A 3,053-nucleotide genomic window follows, 5' to 3' on the forward strand; every position below is an offset into this window, starting at 1 on the left:
CGGTTTTTCTTCTCACTCATCCCGGCCTCCCGGACCACCGTACTCCTGCAGCCAGCCCTTCAGCAGACTGTGCAGCACCGCCCCGGCATACAGCTCCCCCCGGGCCGCCTGCCGTTTCAGCACGCTGCTCCCTGCCAGGGACAACAGATGCTTCAGCGCCTCCGGGTATTCCCGCTCCAGATACGCCCATGCCTCACGCCGCCAGATCTGCTCCCGCCCCGCTTCCGGCGGCAGCATGAACGGCACCGTGCCACGGCATATCTCCCGCAGCTGACGGCGATGCTCCGGGGAGTCACACCACCGCTTCAGCGCCATCCTGTTCACGCTCACCTGCAGGCACGCCGTACGGTGTCTCACCTCCCGGTAAAATTCGTTCTGCTCCATACGACTCCCTCACCGCACTTCCGGCCAGCCGAACACCGTCCACAGCCGCGGCGTCAGCAACAGCCCCACCAGGACGGCAACATCCACGCTCAGGCAGCTCAGCAGCAGGTCCTCACTGTCAGCCAGCGACCAGCCGTCCTGCATCAGCATCACGCATCCCGTACTGAACAGCATCACCGTCTGCCCCGGGTACACTGCCCCGTATGTCAGCAGCGCCACCCGCGGATACCGGCCCCGCAGCGGGTACACCGCACACAGCAGGGCTGCCGGCAGCGCCGCCACCAGGTTTATCACCGTGACCGTCATCGTCGGGTACAGCGCCTCCGCCAGCGCCGGCGTGTTGTGTGACACTATCCCTGCGGCCGTCAGCCACCACGGCAGCAGCATCCACGCCACCACCGCCCACAGCCACACCGGCGCCTTCAGGTTGCCCTCGTCGTCATAGTCCTCCGCCCGGTACACCTTCCCCGGACGGCGGATATGCGGTGCCGCTTCACGCGCTTTCATGGTTTTCATGACGCCCTCTCCTCCCGGCCGGAAACAGACGCCTCCCACAGGACCTGCACCGCCGCCGCAAACTTCTCAGGATGTCCCGTGAACAGTACCTGCTCCGGGTCGTTCTCCTGCAGTTGCGCCTGCAGCGACTCACGCCAGGCATCGTCCTCCGCCAGACGGACCACCGCACGGATGTACGTCTCCCGGTCTCCGGCAATCAGCTCTTCCGGCAGCCCCAGACGCCTGAACAACCCCTCATCAATATGCGTGTGGACCTCCGGACCGCTCATACAGACGCCGGGCAGTCCCTGGCGTACCACATCCACCACCCCGTTCATGTTCCCGTACGGGAACGGGTTCGCGAACAGCTCACAACGGTTCAGTGCCTGCTGGTAGTCGCCAACCTCCATGTGCGCATTCACCTCCGCCTCCGGCAGGACGTCATGAATCGCCTCCCGCAGGTAGTCCAGCGTCAGCCCCTGTGCAAACCCCATATAAAAGCAGAACTGTACCGGCACCCGGCAGCGGGCCTGCACCTCCGCCAGCGCCGTCAGGAACCCCGGGTTGATTTTCATAATCGAGGCACACACCGCGATACGTACCGGCAGGGCAAACGGTAACGCCTGCTGCTGACGAATGGCAAAGGGCACGCGCTTCTCCGCCACCCGGGGCGTCTGTGCCGGCGGCACGAACGGCATACTGTCCGCCGGTACCGCACACACACGCTCGCTGAAACACGCCGGGTCACCCACAAAATCCTCCTCCACCACAAACCCGTCCAGCTGCCCGCAGAAGGTTGAGGCACCGTGTCCCAGCCCGACCAGCTGAAGCGGCGCCAGGCGCAGGTTGCTCAGATAAATGCTGTACGGGAACATCCCGACACCGGCGTAATACACCACCGCAGGCTTCAGCTCCCGGGCCAGGGCATACGTCTCCCGGAACGCCTCACCTCCTGACACCCGGTGACAGACGTCAAACACCTGCTCCGTCACCGCATCCACGCTGCCCTCCATCGCCACGCCGTGGAGCGTGAAGCCGGCCCGCAGCGCCCGGAAGGCAGTTGAGTGGGTCCGGTACACGCTGTGCCGGCAGGTGAAGTGCTCCAGCACAACCAGCATCACCGGCCGCCCGGCCCCGCCGGAAGAGGCAGACGGGCGGCGTCCTTCCTGTTTTCTCTTTTTCCCTCTTTTTTCCATCTCCGGCCACACGCCCTTCACGGCCAGGTCACAGAACCCCTGTGCCTGCAGGGTGTGCCTGACCAGGGTGTTCACGCTCCGCTTGATGAGATGTTTACCCGGCAGGTCCGCATACGAGCAGTGCATGTACACGTCATGCAGCACCGCCACCGGCAGGAAATCCAGCGAGTCCAGCTCCGTGAGCTTCTCCGGCAGCCAGGCCAGCAACTGCTCCCGTTTTGCATGCGCCGCCGGGGTCGGTAACGCCCTGCCGCTTATCAGCGCGCAGAACAGCCGCACCACCGTCTCCCGGTCATACTGCCACAGCACTTCCGGCTGCAGCGCTATCTCCGAGTCCGGGAAGTAACACAGACAGAACAGCCTCAGGTTACCGGCGTTCAGCGTCAGCGGGTCCACCACGCCGCCGCCGGCCGCGTTCAGGTTACGGATGATGTGGTCCCCGTGGCGGTAAGCACTCACCGCAAAAATCAGGGCCAGCCAGCGGTGCAGGTTCATCAGCTGCACGTACCCCGTATCGCTGATGCTGAACCCCGGGCGGGAGAACAGCGTGGTGACCGCCCCGGCAATGCGGGTACAGAGATGGCGGTTCAGGGTGTCAGGGCGCTGCCCCGGCGCATATGCCCGGACGTGGTCGCTCCACTGGCCGTATGCCCGGTCCAGTTCACCGAGCAGAAAGACCAGCTCCCGGCAGGCCTGTTCCGTCTCCTCCGTGTGCACGCGCCATTCAAACTGCTCCAGGTTAAACAGGGTCAGCGGCGGCGTGGCAGGGGATGACGGTACCGGCTGTACTGCGTTATCCAAAGGCATGTTGTCCGTACAGGTGTTGGCCATTTTGACAGTCCTCAGGGGAAATCAGGGTAAAACCTCCCCGGACCGGGGCTGAGGCCCCGGCCGGAAAGGTTATTCAGGTGTTAAAACAGAAGGTCAGCCCCTTACGGGTGCAATGGCCTGTCAGGTGTGCCTGCATCCAGGTGGCGG

Annotated in this window: 3 protein-coding genes; all 3 read right to left on the minus strand. The window is 64.4% G+C overall.

Annotated features, from left to right (window positions below; translation table 11 throughout):
- Positions 1 to 12 precede the first annotated feature (12 nt).
- Genes HV477_RS27685 through HV477_RS27695 form a run of 3 tightly spaced genes read right to left on the minus strand, consistent with a single transcriptional unit; the run spans position 13 to position 2,906 of the window.
- Positions 13 to 384 (minus strand): hypothetical protein, encoded by a 372-nt coding sequence (locus HV477_RS27685; RefSeq protein ID WP_154715076.1) that lies wholly within the window; start codon positions 382 to 384, stop codon positions 13 to 15.
- A 9-nt stretch (positions 385 to 393) separates the two neighbouring features.
- Complete coding sequence (locus tag HV477_RS27690) at positions 394 to 900, minus strand: DUF2919 family protein (RefSeq protein WP_154715077.1); 507 nt, start codon at positions 898 to 900, stop codon at positions 394 to 396.
- Positions 897 to 2,906, minus strand: a complete 2,010-nt coding sequence (locus tag HV477_RS27695; RefSeq protein ID WP_253743166.1) for a cobalt ABC transporter permease — start codon at positions 2,904 to 2,906, stop codon at positions 897 to 899. The genes HV477_RS27690 and HV477_RS27695 overlap by 4 nt, the downstream gene beginning before the upstream one ends.
- Positions 2,907 to 3,053 lie beyond the last annotated feature (147 nt).

The sequence above is a fragment of the Salmonella sp. SG203 genome (genome assembly GCF_013350575.1).
GTDB lineage: Bacteria > Pseudomonadota > Gammaproteobacteria > Enterobacterales > Enterobacteriaceae > Salmonella > Salmonella enterica.

What these genes read in the sequence shown, in the direction of transcription:
- HV477_RS27695 (WP_253743166.1), bottom strand. Translation starts at nt 2,906, where the DNA reads ATGGCCAACACCTGTACGGACAACATGCCTTTGGATAACGCAGTACAG.
- HV477_RS27690 (WP_154715077.1), bottom strand. Translation starts at nt 900, where the DNA reads ATGAAAACCATGAAAGCGCGTGAAGCGGCACCGCATATCCGCCGTCCG.
- HV477_RS27685 (WP_154715076.1), bottom strand. Translation starts at nt 384, where the DNA reads ATGGAGCAGAACGAATTTTACCGGGAGGTGAGACACCGTACGGCGTGC.